Source organism: Paraburkholderia sp. SIMBA_054 (assembly GCF_046534875.1).
Lineage (GTDB): Bacteria > Pseudomonadota > Gammaproteobacteria > Burkholderiales > Burkholderiaceae > Paraburkholderia > Paraburkholderia hospita.
Map to the genome: position 1 here is coordinate 1 of NZ_JAWRXV010001858.1, position 230 is coordinate 230.

At 62.2% G+C, this 230-nt stretch carries 1 protein-coding gene; it reads left to right on the forward strand.

The window, feature by feature from the left end; translation table 11 throughout:
• Positions 1–230, forward strand: a 230-nt coding sequence (locus SB822_RS61480; RefSeq protein WP_410859717.1) for an AI-2E family transporter, incomplete at both ends; no start/stop codon positions are given.

Sequence of the window (230 nt, forward strand, 5' to 3'; positions counted from 1 at the left end):
CTTCTTTTACACCGGAGGAGAGGGCGCTGGCGCATGGCTGAATGCAGGCATGCGGCGTATCACGGGTGAGCGCGCCGACTATCTGCTGGCGCTGGCGGGCAGCACCGTCAAGGGCGTGGTCTACGGAATTCTGGGCACGGCGCTTGTTCAGGGCATTTTGGCTGGCTTCGGCTGCTGGATCGCTGGTGTGCCGGCGCCTGCATTGTTGGGACTGGCTACGTTTTTTCTCT